26 protein-coding genes, 1 other RNA gene and 1 pseudogene are annotated in these 16711 nt (G+C 39.6%); 13 read left to right on the top strand and 15 right to left on the bottom strand.

The genetic code is table 11. The features are described from left to right. The first annotated feature begins 266 nt into the window (after positions 1-266). From ggt to H7R46_RS14055, 4 genes and pseudogenes are all read left to right on the top strand, one after another. A pseudogene (ggt, locus tag H7R46_RS14070) lies at positions 267-2253 on the top strand (gamma-glutamyltransferase). Between the two features lie 162 nt (positions 2254-2415). Continuing rightward, positions 2416-2775, top strand: a transfer-messenger RNA (tmRNA) gene (ssrA, locus tag H7R46_RS14065). Positions 2776-2950: 175 nt separating this feature from the next. Further along, positions 2951-4102: a tyrosine-type recombinase/integrase gene (locus H7R46_RS14060; RefSeq protein WP_000947481.1), complete on the top strand. Its 1152-nt coding sequence runs from the start codon at positions 2951-2953 to the stop codon at positions 4100-4102. Further along, on the top strand, positions 4102-4770 hold the full coding sequence (locus tag H7R46_RS14055; protein WP_002037254.1) for a hypothetical protein: 669 nt from the start codon (positions 4102-4104) through the stop codon (positions 4768-4770). The genes H7R46_RS14060 and H7R46_RS14055 overlap by 1 nt, the downstream gene beginning before the upstream one ends. A 10-nt stretch (positions 4771-4780) precedes the next feature. On the opposite strand, the gene H7R46_RS14050 is transcribed toward H7R46_RS14055, so the two are convergent. From H7R46_RS14050 to H7R46_RS13980, 15 genes are all read right to left on the bottom strand, one after another. Next, positions 4781-4951, bottom strand: coding sequence for a hypothetical protein (locus H7R46_RS14050; RefSeq protein ID WP_000119263.1), 171 nt, complete (start codon positions 4949-4951; stop codon positions 4781-4783). Between the two features lie 10 nt (positions 4952-4961). Next, on the bottom strand, positions 4962-5246 hold the full coding sequence (locus H7R46_RS14045; protein ID WP_000048756.1) for a hypothetical protein: 285 nt from the start codon (positions 5244-5246) through the stop codon (positions 4962-4964). Further along, positions 5243-5452: a hypothetical protein gene (locus H7R46_RS14040; RefSeq protein WP_000028955.1), complete on the bottom strand. Its 210-nt coding sequence runs from the start codon at positions 5450-5452 to the stop codon at positions 5243-5245. Before H7R46_RS14040 ends, H7R46_RS14045 begins: the two co-directional genes overlap by 4 nt. After that, positions 5449-5898: a DUF551 domain-containing protein gene (locus tag H7R46_RS14035; protein ID WP_000566258.1), complete on the bottom strand. Its 450-nt coding sequence runs from the start codon at positions 5896-5898 to the stop codon at positions 5449-5451. The genes H7R46_RS14040 and H7R46_RS14035 overlap by 4 nt, the downstream gene beginning before the upstream one ends. A 3-nt stretch (positions 5899-5901) precedes the next feature. Next, positions 5902-6147, bottom strand: coding sequence for a hypothetical protein (locus tag H7R46_RS14030; RefSeq protein ID WP_000654847.1), 246 nt, complete (start codon positions 6145-6147; stop codon positions 5902-5904). Between the two features lies 1 nt (position 6148). Continuing rightward, positions 6149-7108 carry a hypothetical protein gene (locus H7R46_RS14025; protein ID WP_182924010.1) on the bottom strand — a complete coding sequence of 320 codons (960 nt, stop codon included), beginning with the start codon at positions 7106-7108 and terminating at the stop codon, positions 6149-6151. A gap of 14 nt (positions 7109-7122) precedes the next feature. Continuing rightward, positions 7123-7890, bottom strand: coding sequence for a hypothetical protein (locus tag H7R46_RS14020; protein ID WP_000206152.1), 768 nt, complete (start codon positions 7888-7890; stop codon positions 7123-7125). An 11-nt stretch (positions 7891-7901) separates the two neighbouring features. Continuing rightward, positions 7902-8225 carry a hypothetical protein gene (locus tag H7R46_RS14015; protein ID WP_032024183.1) on the bottom strand — a complete coding sequence of 108 codons (324 nt, stop codon included), beginning with the start codon at positions 8223-8225 and terminating at the stop codon, positions 7902-7904. Beyond that, complete coding sequence (locus tag H7R46_RS14010; protein WP_000656410.1) at positions 8218-8508, bottom strand: hypothetical protein; 291 nt, start codon at positions 8506-8508, stop codon at positions 8218-8220. Before H7R46_RS14010 ends, H7R46_RS14015 begins: the two co-directional genes overlap by 8 nt. Further along, entirely contained in the window at positions 8508-8951 is a 444-nt protein-coding gene (locus H7R46_RS14005; protein WP_031968543.1) for a hypothetical protein, read from the bottom strand. Before H7R46_RS14005 ends, H7R46_RS14010 begins: the two co-directional genes overlap by 1 nt. 490 nt (positions 8952-9441) lie before the next feature. Then, on the bottom strand, positions 9442-9732 hold the full coding sequence (locus H7R46_RS14000) for a hypothetical protein (RefSeq protein WP_000276791.1): 291 nt from the start codon (positions 9730-9732) through the stop codon (positions 9442-9444). Between the two features lie 50 nt (positions 9733-9782). Beyond that, positions 9783-9998 carry a KTSC domain-containing protein gene (locus H7R46_RS13995; RefSeq protein WP_001169164.1) on the bottom strand — a complete coding sequence of 72 codons (216 nt, stop codon included), beginning with the start codon at positions 9996-9998 and terminating at the stop codon, positions 9783-9785. A gap of 57 nt (positions 9999-10055) precedes the next feature. After that, the gene (locus H7R46_RS13990; protein WP_001037047.1) at positions 10056-10346 is read right to left on the bottom strand and encodes a hypothetical protein; all 291 of its coding nucleotides are present in this window, start codon (positions 10344-10346) and stop codon (positions 10056-10058) included. Positions 10347-10385: 39 nt separating this feature from the next. Further along, positions 10386-10685: a hypothetical protein gene (locus H7R46_RS13985; RefSeq protein ID WP_000562174.1), complete on the bottom strand. Its 300-nt coding sequence runs from the start codon at positions 10683-10685 to the stop codon at positions 10386-10388. A 39-nt stretch (positions 10686-10724) separates the two neighbouring features. After that, the gene (locus tag H7R46_RS13980) at positions 10725-11450 is read right to left on the bottom strand and encodes an XRE family transcriptional regulator (protein WP_000605245.1); all 726 of its coding nucleotides are present in this window, start codon (positions 11448-11450) and stop codon (positions 10725-10727) included. A gap of 126 nt (positions 11451-11576) precedes the next feature. Here H7R46_RS13980 and H7R46_RS13975 point away from each other — a divergent pair, with 126 nt between their 5' ends. The 9 genes from H7R46_RS13975 to H7R46_RS13935 are packed head-to-tail and all read left to right on the top strand — an operon-like array spanning position 11577 to position 16704. Next, positions 11577-11807: a hypothetical protein gene (locus tag H7R46_RS13975; RefSeq protein ID WP_001068174.1), complete on the top strand. Its 231-nt coding sequence runs from the start codon at positions 11577-11579 to the stop codon at positions 11805-11807. A gap of 36 nt (positions 11808-11843) precedes the next feature. Beyond that, positions 11844-12110, top strand: coding sequence for a hypothetical protein (locus tag H7R46_RS13970; RefSeq protein WP_000166124.1), 267 nt, complete (start codon positions 11844-11846; stop codon positions 12108-12110). 47 nt (positions 12111-12157) lie between these two features. Then, positions 12158-12430: a hypothetical protein gene (locus H7R46_RS13965; protein WP_031968545.1), complete on the top strand. Its 273-nt coding sequence runs from the start codon at positions 12158-12160 to the stop codon at positions 12428-12430. Beyond that, positions 12427-12720, top strand: a complete 294-nt coding sequence (locus tag H7R46_RS13960; protein ID WP_031968546.1) for a hypothetical protein — start codon at positions 12427-12429, stop codon at positions 12718-12720. Before H7R46_RS13965 ends, H7R46_RS13960 begins: the two co-directional genes overlap by 4 nt. Then, positions 12717-14501, top strand: coding sequence for a DNA cytosine methyltransferase (locus H7R46_RS13955; RefSeq protein ID WP_031968548.1), 1785 nt, complete (start codon positions 12717-12719; stop codon positions 14499-14501). The genes H7R46_RS13960 and H7R46_RS13955 overlap by 4 nt, the downstream gene beginning before the upstream one ends. Beyond that, positions 14498-15448 (top strand): YdaU family protein, encoded by a 951-nt coding sequence (locus H7R46_RS13950; RefSeq protein ID WP_031968550.1) that lies wholly within the window; start codon positions 14498-14500, stop codon positions 15446-15448. Before H7R46_RS13955 ends, H7R46_RS13950 begins: the two co-directional genes overlap by 4 nt. After that, a complete protein-coding gene (locus H7R46_RS13945) occupies positions 15441-16190 on the top strand; it encodes a hypothetical protein (RefSeq protein ID WP_057104471.1) in 750 nt (249 codons plus the stop codon). The genes H7R46_RS13950 and H7R46_RS13945 overlap by 8 nt, the downstream gene beginning before the upstream one ends. Beyond that, complete coding sequence (locus tag H7R46_RS13940) at positions 16187-16300, top strand: putative phage replication protein (protein WP_031968553.1); 114 nt, start codon at positions 16187-16189, stop codon at positions 16298-16300. Before H7R46_RS13945 ends, H7R46_RS13940 begins: the two co-directional genes overlap by 4 nt. Further along, a complete protein-coding gene (locus H7R46_RS13935; RefSeq protein WP_032007719.1) occupies positions 16297-16704 on the top strand; it encodes a DUF1064 domain-containing protein in 408 nt (135 codons plus the stop codon). The genes H7R46_RS13940 and H7R46_RS13935 overlap by 4 nt, the downstream gene beginning before the upstream one ends. Positions 16705-16711: the final 7 nt, after the last annotated feature.

Here is a 16711-nt window from a genome sequence, read left to right as displayed (position 1 = left end):
GCCTACTACAAAATGAGCAGGTTTATAAATAGCAGATTTTGCCTGTATTTAAAGAAATAAAGCATGCCAGAATTGGGCAAATCAGTTATAAAAGAGTGTGATAACAACTAAGGAGACATCACAAAGAGCACAAAATAAACACCCTTAATCATTTAATATTATTAAAACTTTATTTTTATCAAAGATTAAAAAACTGAAGACCTGAAAACAAAGAAGCTTGCATGGCAATTGCATGGATAGGCAGGCGTATATATTGGAGTTATCACGTGAATAAAAGATATTCATTTTTGTTCAGTAGTTTATTAGCAGTCGGTTTATTACAAGGATGTGGAGATGACTCCTCGTCAGATCAGCCCAAGGATGATTCAAATACAACCCCGCCCAATTTAATTGTAGATAATGACCCGACCAGTTGTAGCAAACTGGCACAAGACGGTTCAAGCGTGGTAGTCGGTTCAAACCAAAATGGTGACCCCGCCGCACCAGAGGGTGCTTCGGGTTATAGACTCGGTAACACGGTTAAATACGCAGATAAATATATGGTGGTGGCAAACACGCCACTTGCGGTAAAAGCAGGTTGTGATGTGTTAAAAGCAGGCGGTAGCGCAGTCGATGCAGCCGTTGCGGTACAAGCCGTACTTGGTTTGGTCGAGCCACAGTCGAGTACCATTGCCGGTAGTGGTTTTATGATGTATTACGATGCCAAAACCAAGCAAGTCACTGCTTATGATGGCCGTGAAACCGCACCTGCTGCAGCCAACGAATTTTATTTAATTCGCCAAAATATATATGACCCAAATTCACCTCCGCCTGTACCAAGTGCCCGCCGTAGTGGTCGCTCGATTGGTGTGCCGGGTGTGATGCGTTTGCTTGAACAAGCACAAAAAGAACATGGCAAGCTTGAATGGAAACAGCTTTTTGGTGAAGCGATTGGTTTGGCTGATAACGGTTTCCGTATACCGGGGCGTTTGGCAGATGCCATTGCAAGTAATGCGAGCAATTTAGCGCTCGATGCAGATGCAATGAGAATCTATTTTCATTCAGATGGTTCACCACGCAAAGTCGGCGAGACCATGACCAATAAAGAATATGCAGATACCCTCAAAGCAATAGTCTCCGAGGGTGCAAATGCATTACATACTGGTCGGATTGCTCAAGCGATTGTTAGTGAAGCTGGCCGAACTGAAGGAGACGACCCAGCAAAAACTCCTATTACCCCAAGTTTGATGACCTTGCAGGATTTATCGAACTATCAGGTGAAAAAACGCGACCCGATTTGTACGACGTACCGTGACCGTTACTATGTATGTACCATGCCACCTCCATCTTCGGGAGGGATTGCAGTTGCACAGACGCTGGGTATTTTAGAAAACTTTGATATGTCGCTCTATCCACCTAAAAACCCTGAAAATGAAGGCGGTGTGCCCGATGTGATGGGCGTGCATTTAGTGTCTGAGGCAGAGCGTTTGGCCTACGCCGACCGTGACAAATATGTAGCAGATACCGACTTTGTTCGTTTGCCGGCACAGGGTATTCCAAGTTTTATTGATAAAAACTACTTAAAAACAACGTGCAGCACTGATTAACCCGAACCAAAGTATGGGCGTAGCACCAGCAGGTAATTTCAATACAGCGGCAGGAGTGGATACCACTGTTGAACATGGCACAACTCAGTTTACGATAGTAGATGCCTATGGCAATGTGGTTTCAATGACATCGACTGTTGAATCGAGCATGGGTTCATTCCACATGGTGGATGGTTTCTTGCTGTCAAACCAGTTAACTGACTTTAGCGCGAACCCTTATGACAGCACTGGGGCACTGGTTGCCAACCGTGTAGAAGGGGGCAAACGCCCACGTAGTACTATGGCGCCAACTTTAGTGTTTAAAGGCACCACGCCAGATGAGTTTTATATGGCAACAGGTTCACCAGGTGGTGGTACCATCATTCAATATGTGGTTAAAACTTTGGTAGGTGCATTGGACTGGAACTTAAATGCACAGCAGGCGACTTCGCTTGTAAACTTTGGCGCGACCAATAGCAAAAACACCAATGTGGATAGCTCGAATGTACAGCTTTCCTTAGTTGACCTGATTGAAGGTTTAAAAGCAAAAGGGCATGGCATATCGAACACTGCACAAACCAGTGGTATTTCAACGATTATGAAAGTAAATATAAATAATCAAAGTAAATACGCAGGTGGGGTAGACCCACGCCGTGAAGGGATCGTGCTAGGCAATGGTGCTTTATAGAGCAAACTTTAAAAAAAGCTGTCATTTTTGGCAGCTTTTTTTATAAGGGGCCTTGAAAAAAATAAAAGGCACTCCATTATGTAAGTATGTTCATCAGTGGCAGACTGTTGATAAAATGCACAGCATTTTATTTTAGTTATGCTATGATGTGCAGAAATTCATGGGGATGTTATTGGCTTCGACGCCGGTGATGAAACTCATAGATGCATGCCGAGAGCGCATTTTCTCTCGTAAATAAAATTTGCATTTAAATAGTCGCAAACGACGAAACTTACGCTCTAGCTGCCTAAGGGCCGCTTGTCCGCTTCCTAGAATACTTGTGGTCTGGGAACCCGACTGAAGCGCACGCACACAAGTCCGTATAGAGTCAAGCCTCGGGGCTTTATACCAAACTTAGAGGATCGCACCTTGTACCCTGTTCGTCGGGTCACTTGGTGTTAAAACAATAGACGATATCTAAGCATGTAGTATTCTCGAGCGTAGTGCTGGCGGACGCGGGTTCAACTCCCGCCATCTCCACCAAATACTAAGATCAAAGTTAATCACATATGATTAGAGTTGATCAAAAAGCCTTAAATCTTAACGATTTAGGGCTTTTTTAATGCCTTTGATTTAATCATTCTTGATTCAGCTTAATCATTGATAATCAAACTTTATCACTATAAGCTGTTATACAACTGTTATACGGTATAACACTATGTTATCGGATGCCCAAGTAAAGTCATTAAAACCTAAAGAATCTAGATATTCAGTAGCAGATGGGGAAGGATTAAACATTTCCGTTTTTCCTAATGGAAAAAAGAAATGGGTTTTGTCTTATCGCCAAAATGGAAAACAAAATCAAAAGATGCTGGGTGAATATCCTGTTATGGGATGTAAAGAAGCACGCCAACAAGCAAGACAATTAAAATTAGAATATCAGGGCAAGGTAGCCAATTCTCCACCAGTCCATAAAGTAGTTGAGGAATGGTTGAGCATCATGAAATCACAATGGACCAGCAAAAAATACTATGACACAGTCGAATATCGACTTGCATATCTAACCGAGGATTTTAAAAATCTTCCAGTTAATGAAGTTGAAAGAAAACACATCTCAAAGAAAATTAAAGAAATTGTTGCAAAGGGTACTTTAGAAACAGCAAGCCGAGCTTTAAGACTTGGTAAGCAAGTATTTGATTTTGCAATTGCCTCAGATTATACAGATCGTAATCCATGTACATTGGTAGAAGATGTAATTCCAGAGTATGAATCTGATAGCCATCCTTGTTTACCTGTAAGTGAAATGCCCGAATTCTTTCGGCGCATGAAAGCGAGTCATTCTAGCTCAATAGTAAAAATGGCCATGCTTTTAGTTTGTTATACCGGAACCCGAATAACAGAATTGTTAAAAGCTAGGTGGGATACTGGAGAGATAGATTTTGAAAATAAAGTCTGGATAATTCCTGCAGACCGGATGAAAAAAAGAAAAGAATTAATGGTTCCGTTGGTACCACAAATTTATGCCTTGTTTAAGGAGCTCGAAAGCGTCAAGACTGATGACGGGTACTTATTTAAAAAACGTGGAAAACCTTATGAACACATGACATCTGAATCAGTTCTTACAATGATTAAAAGAATGGGTTACACAGATAAAATGGTTACCCATGGTTTTCGTTCATTGTTCTCGACCCATGCTAATGAAAGCAAATTGTTCCGTGGTGAGGTTATCGATTATCAAATTGCACACGTGAACAAATCAACCAAAGCGGATAAGACAAGTAAAATATATAACCGTGCTGAATATTGGGATGAGCGTGTGGAACTTATGACCTGGTATGCAAATGAAGTGGAAGGATGGTTAAAAGACTAATGAATAAAGAAGCTGATTACACAATTATTGGATGTAAAGATGAAGTTGAATTTATAAAGCTACTGGGTAATCCATATGTATATGAAGATATTATAAATAGTTCAATTGATAACCTAGATCCAGACAATTTTTTAAATATTGAAGAATATTATTCACGAATGGCTGATTTTCAATGCTTGAAATTGAGATATAAAAATGAATTTATTCAAAAAAACTCTGGTGCAGAATTTCACTGGTACTTTATCGAAGGTCTTGAAGCCTATATAAATGGACATTTTCTTCCTGCTTTATTAAGCCTAATATGTGGAATAGAGTCTTCTTTAAGATCGACACTTCATTTGATGAGTGATGGTGAAGAAGATAGATTGTATGTAAATAAAATTATGAATAAAGAGATGATTATTGATGCTAAAAATAAAGGTTTACCTATTTCAGCACTAGCTTTTAGTAATGAACAAGATTTTCATAAAAAAATAACAAATGATGAAAAGATCAATCTAATTAAGCTAAGAAATGATCTTATGCATGGAAATATTCGTGAATTCACAGAATATTTTGAAGAGCAAAGAATATTTTATCCTGAACACTTAATTGATTCCCTAGTTGAAATAATCTTGATATCAAAAAAATGGATAAAAGAGTTAAGTGAATTTAAAAATACGATTTAAATATAGGCGCTTATTTAGCGCCTTGAATTGCAGTTTTAATTTTTGCTACAGATTGAGAAGTCCATCCCTTATAAGTTTTTGACTCTCGATCTGGCGGGAATTTCTCCAAATAATATTTTTTAAATGTATTTGGAGCCATACCAAGTTCCTTAGCGAGTTGTCGTAAAGAATACCAAGACATTTGAACCTCCTTAATTTTTCAATTCATTACGTTCTTTGTTCAGTTGGCGCAAAAGGTTATGCAAAGTAACGGTTACAGCTTTATCTAGACTTTTGGTTGAATGAAACTCTGCTAGTTGAGACAGTGCTAAACCAAAAATGTGATATGCAAAAACCTTTGCAGCCTCAGGATTATTTTTGAGAAGCTCCTCAGTACTTGGACAAATGATTTTTTCAAAAATATGAACAGCTACCTGATCCGGAGTACCTTCAATACTGCTAGGGCTCAAATTAACTTCACCAATAACTTTGCTCATCCTTCAGCTCCCGATTCAATATCCAACTTCATTGCACCTTCATCTGGATATTCGGTCATCCAAAAGTAATAGCCTTTTCCACTGTGGCCATCTTCAAAGAATTTAATTGTTAGTTCAGTATCAAGTTGATCTAAATCTTTCTCACCATCTGGATTTACAAATTCGAGAAGGCTTTTTAGTTGATGACCGCTAAGTGTTATGCTCATTGTTCAGCTCCCGATACGTTTGGCACACTATGAAAATGCATCCAATGTGAAGGTGGATCATTTTGATAGTTTGCCCATACGCTATTTAAATCCTCATCAATAGTCATATAGTCTTGTTCTGGGGTGACATCAGGAGCATCTGCCCAACAAATAAGTACCATTATGTCAGTAGGTGGCAATTCATCAGTCACGCTAATCCACGTTGGAACTTTGGATTTCATGAAATCTACAGCTTTCTTCCACATTGCCCAACCACTATTTACACGATGGTAAACATCAAAAAGGTCTTCTTCACTTAGATCAGTTTTGACACCTTCAGCAATATCAAAACAGCCGCCATTCATATCGAATTCGAGGACATCTAAATGTTCGGGAATCCAATATTTTTCTTTAAAAATAGGCAATTGCTCAGCCCAAAATGCTTGTTTAGTTTTTAAATCAATCATTACCTAAGCCCTCAAATATTCTTCTTTAGTCCATTCAACAAACTCTTTATAAAGTTGTTGTGCTGGTTTATTTAATCGGTTGTGATAGTCGATCGTTATGCGGCGCCAAGCGACTGGTACCGCATAATGCTTTGTTAGAAACATCGCTTGATCCATGCCTTGCCGGACTATTACATAGCCCAGCAATTGCAAGTAGTACATAAAGCCAAGCATGTGTTTTTGACTCACTTTCTTGTACTGATCTTTCATATTAGAAGCCATCCACTAATAGATAATCAGGGTCTGCTTCTGGTTGAGAAACTGCTGGATTTTCTAACTCAAAGCGACGTTTTTTAACAAAATCCATGAGTCGTGATTGAATCTGTGGATCTCGTGCGGCCACATCTATTTCCAAAGCATCTAGCGTTGTAAGGTCTGGTGCAGTTTGGATTTGAACCATTAAAGAGGGTGGCTCATTAGCAGATGCCTTTTCTTTTTCTAGCTCTTCAAGACGTTTGTGAGTGGCGAGAAGGATAGGCTTCATTTGTTCGTCATCCCATGTGCGGGTATAACGATAAACCGCATTTACTTCTGCAGGTGTTTTTGACTCTTTTACACGCTGTAGAAGAGTATCTAGGGTTTGCTGATATTCTGGATCTACTTTAGGCTCGTTAGTTTCTGGAACTAACAGATCCTCAGATGTGGTGACATTTGTTTGTTCGGTAATAACAATTGTTGGTTGAATTTCTGCAGAAATAACTTCAATAGGCTTTTCTGCTTTTGATTTCTTGCCACGCTGTTTCTTTTTTTCATCACCTAAGCGAATAACACTTAAATCGTCACTAACTTCAAAACCTAACGCTTTGGACAGTGCTTTTAATTGAAGCTTGGCGTTTTCTGCATCACGTTGAACGAAGCCACAGTTAATAGAATCAATTAATGCGGTGGTTTTAAAATTCACGACGTAAATAGAAGGCGAATATGTAGTAATTACAAAAACATCCTGACCTTCTTCATACTCATCAATAGTTAATGGCTTTGTGAATGTAATGCCAGCCAGCTCAATAGTTTCGATTTTGATGCAGAATTCAAAACCCGGTTTACCAAAAACAGAAGCGGGGAATTGATCTAAGTCAGAAAAGTCCAACATGTCTCCAATAGGACGACATAGAACAGTTTTACCGTTTTGAAGAGCTGCAAATGCTTCAGCTGCAGTTAGTAAGTTAGACATAAATAGCTCTCCTTTTAGTGATGTAACGACTGTTGTTGCTGAACTTGCTGAGGATTGTTTTTAGGTGCCCAACCCATCTGATCGGCACGTGCTTGGCATGCTCTATTGATACCCGCCTCATACGTAGTACCTTTAAACTTCTTAATCGCAGCATTTAAGATGTTGGTGTCTGGTGCATCTTTAATTGCTTTTAATGCATCTTGATATAGTTGGTCCTGAGTACGAGGCGGCTTCTGGTTACCACCCTGAGCGATTGTCTGATTATTTTGATTTGTATTTTGACCTGCTGGGGTAGAGGCATTTTGCTCTAGATAGGCATAGTCATAGTTGTATAGATATTTACTTCCATCAAAATTACCGAGGTAGACATCAGCTGCCACACCAATAGCTTTAAACGCTACACCAAGAGCATCAGTAACGGCCTTTTTATAACCTTCATCAATCGCTACTAATTTGCCCTTTTGAACTTCAACAATTGCTGAACCGCCGTTGCCGAAAAATTCCTCACCCCAAACACCATCAATCTTGGTTTTTACTGCTACTTCAGCAAAAGCCATAATGGTTCCATCTGGAGCAGTTTCAGACCATAAACGTACATGTCTATAAGTCCAGCCATGACCAACGGGACCAAAGGCCTGAGTCATAGCCATTAATCGCCATTGAGGGTTAATATCTGATTTACCTTTTAAATAACCAAACTCAATTTTTTTAAGAAAATTGGTAGGCGTTTGCTTAACTGCATTCCAGATATGTAAGTTGTCTTTTGAGTTTTCAGTTGTCATTTTTCTTATCCTCATCTAGAGCCGGTGAAGCCGCGTTTTTGCTTATATGCTTTGCGGTCATAAGTAGGGATATTTGTTTCACGCAGTTTTATAGCGAGCTGCTTTCTGCGTTGAAAATCAATTTCTTGAGTAAGTTCATTCCAAACTTTTGGATAGTCAGTTTGGAACCTGAACACATTTAAAGGCGTCTTAAATCCGTCTTTAACTTTGTAAAGAACTGAGCCATTAGCATTAGATGCGTACACTTGCCAGCCAATACGAACAGAGTAGAGGCCCTTATCATCACGGCCTAAAAATGACTTATAGCCGTCAGGGTGCTTTTTGTAATTAGACATGTTCGGCCTCCTTACATTCGCATGTACCTACAAAGGCATACGTAAGCGGGCTAGGAGCATCAACAGGTGAGACGTCCTTAATATTTAAAGGAATAATTTCTTTGCGATATTTAACTAAAACCACATCACCTTCACGGCAATTGACAATTCCTTCTCTTGAAGAAAAACGTGCAGATTTAGAAGATTGGGTTACTCTGCAAAATGAAACCTCATCACCAGCTTTTATTTTTGAACGGTCAACAGGGATCATCTTCTTGCAAGTAGGGCAGTTGTAATCTTTCATTAGGCTGCCTCCACCAACTTGTTACGTTCGATAAAACCTTTTAGAAGGGCATTGATGTTGCGGATGTCTTCAAATTCGGTGAAATCGTTATATGACTTACCATTAACATCAGTGATTTCATTTACTGTGAGTTGGGTAATATCAACAGCGGTAAATTCAGAACCCGGAACACCGTAACTGTCAGGATGAGCTTCAAAATCAAAGCTAACGTTTAAACGGAAGCTATCTAATTTGATGACAGCAACGCCAGAATGTTTACCTGTGATTTTCGCGGTTAAAACACCGTAAGTACTTGGTTGAGTTTTAGGTGTAAAAAGAGTAGGTGCTTCTTTTGTTTGGAAAGCTGGCTGCAATTGGCAAGCAACTAAAGAACCACCAGAGATTGCAAGAGCAGCCATGCTGACAAATGCAAATGAGTTGAAAGGGGTAGCTTTTACGTTCATAATTGATCTCGCATATAGCAAAGCACATCGGACCTGGGGAGGGCGGTGTGCTTTTTTGTTATCTGGTGAAAATTATTAAACCTTAGATTTAATTTTGATGCAATAGATATTTAAACCTAAGATTGAATTTATTTTAAATTTTAGATTTAATAGACAAAAGAAAACCCACCGTGGTGGTGGGTTGGTCGCTGATTTAACCTGACAAAGGTATTTTTATGAAATTAGATCAGATACTAAATATGCAAATGTTTATTAGCATGGTAACAATACTTGTGAATATTGCCATTTGGTTCACATTTTAAAGAGAGTTCTTATGTGTGAAATAAAGTTGACGAGAGCTGGTCTGTTAATTAGCTTAATACCTCTAATCACCTCAATTGCTTTACTTGTTAAGAGGGTGCTACTGGTGGATATGTCATGAAAATCAAAAACAAACGTATAGTAAATTTTGTGCTTAGTTTTATCTCAATGTGCTCTGTTATCGTTACTCTCATTTTAGTATTGCAACAACACCAGTGACTGCAGCAATTAAGGCCAGCAGCACCCCAACATAAGCAGTCCAATGCGGTTTGCTGGATTTTTTAATCTGTCTTGATGTCAATTCATAGCTTATAGCTTGTAGAAGTGGTGCTGGGATAATTCCGCTTCGGCCTTCACCGCTTAAAAGCATCATTAACTCGTCATCTGAAAGTTGCTTGATTTCTTCTAGCGTTAATTTAACTTTGGGAGGCCTATATTTTTTAGCGGAATCAGGAATAACTACTTTAGGTATCTTATACATATATTCTCTACCGATATGGTTTAAAGCACTGTGTCGGGTCACGGTTTCAATTAAACAAAAAGCTGAATCCGCTTAAATTCTTTATTAGCCTCAATATGACTTCTATAAAATTTATCTTTATCTTCTGAATCAACAAACTCTTTGAATGTGGTTGCTTCAAGAAGTCTGTAAATAAACCTTTCACCTGTTCTAAGCACTACCGTCAACAAGAAGTGTTGATAAAGAACATGGCTGATATTACGGGAGTTAACTTCAATTTTTTGCATATTGTGGATTCCACTTCATTTCCTAATATTCCTCCAACCCTAAACTAATCTTTTTTATTAAATTTCCTGCTGCCCTGAAAACTCAATTCTTGAAATGAAATCAATAGGCAAGGCCAGCTTTTCACCAACAATAGTTTCGAAGTGAATCCATATACCTGCAGCTTCATTTTCAAAATTCACACTGATTATCTTTACTAAGTTGTAAGGCTCCGCAGCCCCCATCATGATGATATTGAAGCGGTGATCTTCACGAACATAAGAAATAAGCATCTGATGAATTGCCATTTGTTCAGTGCTTGTTAGATGCCTGTATTCGTAAAGTTCTGGTGGCATATATTTTTTATTCATTACGAATCTTACCTCATCAACTTCTTCTTATTTACCTTTTCAAGTGCTGTACTTTTCTAGAAAATCATCAACCCAGCCTTGCGCTTGCTCCAAATTACTTATATCTGATAGTTTTAAATTAGTACCTTCAGCTTCATTAAATCCTTCGATTATAGCCTCAAAGATATTTGCTTCATTAATGACCTCACATGCCATTTCAGTAGCGTCATAACTTTGCTTGGCTTTTTTAAGTGAGGCTATTTGTTTTTCAATACCTTCGCCAATTTTACCTAATGCTAATTTGAACTCTTGGCGATTAATCGTTAGCGCAGTTTTGGATTTATTAAGTGTTGCGATCATAATACCCTCTTTTCTTTAAAAATTAATTACTTAGCTCGCCTAAATTTCACCATCATAAGAATGAGAAACATATTTACCAATGATGCCAATATGCTCCAAGTCTTGCGGCTCAACGATCTCTCTTTCATAGCTAGGATTATCACTATCAATAATCAAGGCTCCGTCATATCTACGAGATAATCTTTTGATTTTTAGTTCATCACCATACCTGATTGCATACACCTTTCTGTTCTGAACTTGCTCTAGTCTATTAACAGACTTGTCGATAATTACAACGCTGCCGCTTGGTATCCTTGGTTCCATACTGTCACCATCAACATCCACTTCTACAAGATTTTTAGGTGAAACTTTTTTCTTATGAAACCACTCCATGCGTTGTGCGCATCCCGTCATCCTGGTTGTTGGCTCAAATTCAACCAGTCGGCCATTACCTGCGGAAAACTTGACGTCTACATGCGGAATAATCATAAAAGAATTAGGATCGAGGTCATCCGGTGCTTCCCATGCCATAACTGGCCTATATGCATCAGCATTCTCAGGATTGTCAGCCAACTCGATCATTGATCCAGAACCATCTAGCAACCATCCGGCACTTACTCCAGTTAAAGCCGCTAGCTCTTTCAGGGTTTCCTTACCAATTTTCCCCTTTTTCCAGTTAGATGCAGCTTGAGCTGATAGTCCCAATTTGAGAGATGCTGCTGACCATTTTAGATTTGCATAATCAAGTGCTGCTTGGATGCGTTCAGCTATAGATTCCATAATCATTAATAAAATAAACCTTTGGTTTAAAATTCTATTGGAAATTTAAAAAAATAGAAGCAATCATGGATTGTATTAAAATTAAACCTATGATTTAATTTTGGTGAAATCAATTAAAAGGGAGATTTAACTTTGAATCCCATTAAATATGCTTTTGATGCTGTTGGTGGTCGATCTAAAGCAGCAGCGTTACTAAACCGTACATACATGGCCATGAGCAAGATGGAAAAACGAGGGGTATTACCAAGAACTGAATATACGGGCGAAACCAAATATGCCCAGATACTTGCAATTAATAGCGGTGGAAAGTTTACGGCTGAATGGCTACTTGAGAATGCTAAGCCAGAGTCGTCTATAGCATAACTGACCTCATGAACAAATATCAGTTTAGGAACAACCATGACCAAACAAAAGCCAAGTGCAAAAAAGACGGTGTGCATGCCGACACATTTATCTGAGCCTGTAGCTGAGCATGTGGCAAGGGAAGCATATGAACGAGGCTGGTCTAACAGCCAGTATTTAAGATGGTTAGCCATTCTGGATATGAAGCGTTGTGAAGATGACAAGAATCTTATGTCACAGGTATCTGGAATACCCAGAGAACGTTTTGATTTATATGAACAAAGAAAACAATCCGTTCGGAGAGAACGCAATAAAAAAGCCTGATGGTCAAGATCAGGCTTCTTAATTCACAAATTTAGGAACCCATGAATATGCAAACTAATTTATCAAATCAAACGTCCAAACACAACTTACAAGAGTTTTTAGTGGGTGATGTAGTGGTACTTACTGAAGAGTGCCGTAGTTTTAAATCAAATGATTTGTTTGAAGTCAAAAATAAAACCTTGACTAGTTTATGGACCATCAAATCAGAGAATCATTTGATTCTGGTTTCTTCAAAAGAAATCCGCACAGCAACAGTTGCTGAACTTAATGCCAAACGCCGACTAACAAGCGCTGAGCAAGCATTAGCGGAGGTGTCATGAGTACCTCTGAACAACAACAAAAGAATATTCAATCCTGGCATGAACCAGCATTAAGAACTTTGTCTGGTTTATTGAAAAAACGAAAGGAAAATTTAGCTCGTCAAAACCGTGATGTAAATAACGCTGCCGTAACACGTGATGAGTTTATGCAAGCTTTGGTGGATCAACACGGAAAGCATGGTCTTTATCTGGTCCATGCTGGTCAAATCATTTCAAGTTTATATCGGGCTAAACGGATCCGTTATTTGGGCAGCACTTTTATTCAGATGAATGAAGGCGGTGAAGCATGAATACATTTGTTGATGCTACACGTTCTTTCAGAACTCAGTTTGATCTGAATTTCTCGGAAAAAATCATTGTTGATTTCTTTGCGGGCGGCGGTGGTGCAAGCACTGGTTTAGAAATGGGCTTAAACAGACCTGTTTATGTTGCTGTAAATCATAACCCTAAAGCTATTTCTATGCATGAAGCTAATCACCCCCATGCTAAGCATTATGTTCAAGATGTATTCGCAGTAGATCCAGTTGAAATATGCGATGGCTATCAAGTGGGTTGGTTTCATGCAAGCCCAGACTGTACACATCACTCGCAAGCCGCTGGTGGTCAACCACGTAAAAAAGAAATACGCGACCTTTCATGGGTGGTTCTTAAGTTCGCAGGCAAGGTTAAGCCCGACGTTATTAGTTTGGAAAATGTTGAGCAGATCCTTAATTGGGGTCCACTTATTGCTAAACGCGACAAGGTCACTGGACGTGTTATTACTTTAGAAAAAATCGAAGTGAACGGTAAAAAGGTGCATCGAGTTGCAGAACCTGGTGAACATGTACCAAGAAATAATCAGTTCTTAGTGCCAGATCCAAGAAAGAAGGGTAAAACTTGGCGCCACTTTGTGCGTAGTCTTCAACGACTTGGTTATGTTGTGGAATGGAAAAAGATTATAGCTGCTGACTATAGCGCTCCAACAATACGTAAACGTTTGTTCATGGTTGCACGTTGTGATGGACAATCAATCGTTTGGCCAGAAGCTACGCATGCAAAAAAACCTAAACGTGGTCAGAAAAAATGGCGTGAAGCAGCTGAGTGCATTGATTTTAGTGATTTGGGTAATTCTATCTTTGATCGCCCAAAACCTCTTGTTGATGCGACTTTGAGACGTGTTGCAAGAGGAATGAAAAAACTCGTACTTGATGCCAAAAAACCATACATCGTAAAAAATGCAGCACCATTTATTGGGCGTGACTTTAATACGAGTTTTGGTCATGCAATCTCCGAGCCATTAGGCACAACAACTGCTGGATATGGTGGACATAGTTCTCTAATCAGCCCAATCTTAGCTCCATTTTTAACAGAGTTTGCAAATGCATCACACCAACGGAATTGGGGCATTTTCGAGCCCTTAACAACGATATGCGCTCAAGTTAAGGGTGGTCATCATGCGTTAGTGGCACCAATGCTTGTACATGTAGGACATGGCGAAGGAACACCTGATAACCCACGATGGAGCCAAGGTTTTGACTGCATTAGTCAACCTTTAGGTACAGTAACAGCATCAGGTGCTCAACGTAACTTAGTTACAGCCTACATGATGCAGGCTAACGGTGGATTTAACGAAACGGCAGGTCACGATTTACGTGAACCGTTAACGACAATCACAAATAAAGGAAGCCAGCAGCAGTTAGTTACTGCGGAATTGAGTAAAGAAAATATTGATGGTGCTTTGCGTGTCGCGGCTTTCTTAATCAATTACTACGGAAACGGCGATGCCCGCGACATTACTGCACCCATCGACACCCTAACCACTAAAGACCGACTAGCTCTTGTAACTGTTTGGGTTAAAGGAGAACCATGGGTAATTGTGGATATAAAAATGCGCATGCTTTATCCACGTGAGTTGTATACAGCCCAAGGATTTCCACAGTCTTACATTATTGACCGTGGACACGATGGAAAGCCATTAACTAAGACTGAACAAGTCCATATGTGCGGCAATAGTGTTTCACCAGAGCCTATGGCCGCAATTGCCAGAGCAAATAATCCATTTATTACGCAACAAATTAAGGGGGCCGCATGAATTATTACCAACACCATATTGGTGACTTTAACAATGCGACTCGCCACCTCAGTTTAATTGAGCGTGCGATTTACCGTGACTTATTAGACATGTATTACGACACGGAGAAGGCGATTGATGCAACAAGCATTGATCGTTTAGCACGTCGTTTGCAATGTACTACCGAAGAGCAAAAAGAAGCTCTCAAATATGTACTTGATGAGTTTTTCATTCTTGAAGAAGGTGTTTATCGCAATAATCGTTGTGAACGAGAAATTGCTGAATACCACGGGAAAAAGAAACAAGCGAGTGAGGCTGGTAAAGCGTCTGCTGCAAAACGTGCAGCGAAAAAGAAAGGTTCGTCCAACAGTGGTTCATCAAAAGATGATCAATCGTCTAACGAAAATTCAACGGTCGTTGAAAATCCGTTAAACGAAGAACAAACGGGCGTGCAACCAACCAATAACCATAAACCATTAACCATTAACCAAGAACCAATTATTGATAGTAGTAGTAATACGCGTGGAGAAAATTCGCAATTAACTCCAATTCAATTTGCTCAGTATCAGATCGATGATCACAAACGCTATTCAATGCGTGAATTCATTTCTGAATACAGCGAGTTTCAATACGATTTCATCTCACTTGCTCAACAAAGATTTGTTTCGGTACCTGAAATCGACTTGAGAACCATGATTCAAAACTTCGGTGACTGGTACTTTGCAAATGAATCAAGCTCGTTGAATACACCAAGCATCTGGTTGGTTAAGTGGTTCTCTTGGGTTCAAAACAACGAGAAACAAGTTGCTGCTAACCGCAAGAAACAAGAGCAAATCACTTCAACCGGTCAAAAACCAGAAGAGTCGGGTTACTTCGCTAATCTTTTTGAAGAACAGAGCGAATCTCAAATCGTGGATGTAACCCCAGCAAAAAAGCTTCCAATGATTGAGGAGGTAGGTCATGCATGAGATTACCTTGAACGAAGTGCGTCAATTAATCGCTTCTCTTCGCACTGTTTACGCTGCTCAGTTCAATAAGCAATTTCCAGCAACAGGCGAAAGTGCAATTCCTCTGTCAGTAGTTGAGCAAATTGCACTTAAAACACTGGTTGGCGTTCAACAAAACCAATTTAACAACGCACTTGCTCGATTACTTACAGCAGGTGGACGCTTTATGCCGTCATTTGCCGAGTTTCGCACCTGGTGTATCGGTGAAAGTTGGATGTCTCCAGAAGAAGCTTGGTCTCGCGCATGTAAGTTTACAACTGACCGTTCCGTGGTTATTACCCAAATCACTAAGTACGCCTTAGACGAGGTTATGTATTTGATCGAAGCCGGCCAAATGCGAGCAGCTCAAGATAATTTCTTCGGGACCTACAACGTGATGGTGGCTAAAGCTCAGTTAAAAGGCCGTCAGCAAGAGTTTTACACTCCACCGCTACAACTAGAGCATAAAGAACCTGAACACACCCCAGTAAGCAATGACGAAGCGCAAAAGCATCTCCAATCATTGATGGAACGTTTAAAAATCAATGGTCGTAAACCTGTACCAGTACAAAAGCTTAAGGCTAAGGAAAAAGAGCCTGAGCTTATAAAAGAGTTGGGCCCTGATCCTTTCGATAATCCACACGAATACGCAGAGATGTGCCGTCGGGAGGGTATGCCGATTCCTAGAAATATTCTTCAGCTAATTGATGGGGCGAATATATGAATAAATTCGAGATTTTAGCGTGGGGCTTATTAATTTCATTTTTTACAGCAGCTATTAGCGGTGCGGTGGTTTTGTGGTGGTTGGCAAGAAAGGAGACGTTTGAAGAATGAGTTCAATGAGCCTTGCAGATTACCGCGCAACATGTCCGAAAGCTCAAAAAGTTAAAAAGGGTCGAAACAAGTTTAATGCTTCGAAAATTAAATTGGATGGAATGACTTTTGACAGTACTAAAGAATACAAACGGTATATCGAGCTAAAGGCTCTACAACAACGAGGTGAAATTAAAGAATTGCAGCATCACACAAAATTTGAATTGGCACCGAAGACAAAATTAGAAGGGGAGAAACGAGCTAAACCAGCACTTAGATATTTTGCTGATTTTACTTACTACCTCATTAATGGCGAATTCATTGTTGAGGACGTTAAATCACTTGCAACACGTAAATTGCCGAGTTACCGCAATAAAAAGCATTTGATGAAAACTGTACACGGCATTGATGTTAGAGAGGTTTGAGGAGTGT

Origin of the sequence: Acinetobacter sp. BEC1-S18-ESBL-01 (genome assembly GCF_014169935.1) — a bacterium.
Lineage (GTDB): Bacteria > Pseudomonadota > Gammaproteobacteria > Pseudomonadales > Moraxellaceae > Acinetobacter > Acinetobacter pittii.
Note: the sequence above shows the minus strand (reverse complement) of the source record. Positions and strands in the feature narration are given on the sequence as shown.